The organism is Pseudomonas sp. P5_A2_2, from assembly GCF_054177685.1.
On the sequence record NZ_JBGCUL010000913.1, the window covers coordinates 1 to 1,761 of the forward strand.

2 protein-coding genes are annotated in these 1,761 nt (G+C 56.5%); both read left to right on the top strand.

Annotation, left to right across the window (positions count from 1 at the left end; all coding sequences use genetic code 11):
• Positions 1–1,130: MmgE/PrpD family protein (locus ACXRVY_RS27240; protein WP_458238752.1), on the top strand; the 1,130-nt coding region annotated here is incomplete at its 5' end.
• 48 nt (positions 1,131–1,178) lie between these two features.
• A partial coding sequence (locus ACXRVY_RS27245; protein ID WP_458238753.1) for an AraC family transcriptional regulator occupies positions 1,179–1,761 on the top strand: 583 nt, incomplete at its 3' end.

Here is a 1,761-nt window from a genome sequence, read left to right on the forward strand (position 1 = left end):
GCGCCGCGTATGCCGGCGGTTTCTGCGTTGATAGCCTGGATGCACATGAAGGTCACTTCACCTCCAAGGGACATGCGGGTGCGACCGTAGTCCCGGCCATTGTTGCATTGGTTGACGCGTATCGCAGTCAGGGCAAAGACATCAGCGGCGAGGAATTCCTCAGCGCACTGTGCATCGGTTACGAGACTGCCTTGCGGGCGGGCCAGGCATTGATGGCCACGGCCCCGGAATACCATGCCTCAGGTGCCTTTTCCGGGATCGGGGTCGTTTGCGCCGGTGCCCGCCTGCTGAAGCTTGATGAAACGACGTTCCGTCATGCGCTGGGTATCGCGGAATACTTTGGCCCCAGGTGCCCGATGATGCGCCTGGTGAGCTTTCCGACGATGTTGCGTGATGCCCACGGCGCCGGGGCGTATGCCGGACTGAACGCATTACTGATGGCGCAGCTCGGTGTCACGGGCGCTCCAGCCGCCACCGTTGAACCTTTGGAGATTTCCACTTTCTGGCAGGACATCGGGACCCGTTGGGAGATCGACGAGCAATATTTCAAACCGTGGCCGGTATGTCGGTGGGCGCAACCGGCACTCACGGCCATGACCGATTTGATGCGAGCACATCCAGTCATCACTGCTGAGTTGATCGAGACCATCGATGTCGAGACATTCCACGAGTCTGTGTGCTTGCAGGGGCATTTTCCGAAGAACGCGGATGAGGCCCAGTATGCGCTGGCGTTCCCGCTCGCTGCCTTGATCGTTCGCGGGAAGCTGGGGCCAAAAGAGGTCACCGGGGATTCCATTCATGCACCGGACATCTTGAACATCAGCGCGAAGATAACCCTTCATGAGGCGCCCGACCTGTCCGCCAGGTTCCCTGAGGAAATTCTCTCCCGCGTCACCGTTACCCTGAAAGACGGCACGCGTCTTACGAGCCCCACCGCGACGGCCAAGGGCGACCCCGGCAACCCTATGTCGAGTGCCGAACTCACGGCTAAATATCTTTTGCTGGCTGATGACAGCTTGGGATCCACGCTCAGCAATGCGATCAAGAACAGTGTTGAAGCACTGCCTGAGAGCGATGACTGCGAGTCATTCTTTGATTTGTTGCTGTCTGCTCCAAAAACCGCTGTCTAGATTGCGCAACGGTTTCGCAGCTATTGGTAAAGGTGTCAAAGAGGATTTATGCCATTCGTATTCGAGAGCGTGCTTAAAGACAAGAACATGGGGTACTCCTATACGGCGCAGAAACCATTAATGCCGCAGGCGGTGACTCGTGTAGCTTTCGTGCTTTTGAACAATTTCTCGATGATGTCGTTCACCGGCGCTATCGATGCACTGGTGACCGCCAACCTGATTAACGAGACACCGGCGTTTGAGGTGTTGACGGTCGGCATCAAGAACCGCCTTGTAATGAGCGATCTGGGAATAGCAATTTCAGCGGACCTGGAGTTATCCCAACTACCGGATCGTATCGACGTTCTCATTGTCGCTGGTGGTTTGCGAGTGAAGCTGATCAGCGACCCGCTGTTACGGCGCAAGCTACGTAACGTCGCATCTCTTGGCGCGACCATGGGCGGTTTGTGGAATGGTGCGTTTTTTCTGGCGGAAGCTCAGTTAATGGACGGTGTCGAGTGTGCCTTCCATCCAGATGGGCGAGCGATGATGGAGGATGTTTTCCCCAAAGTCCTGGTCACTTGTCGGACTCACGTATTGGATAGAAACCGTATCACATGCGCCGGCGCCAGCARTTCGTTACGAATGATGC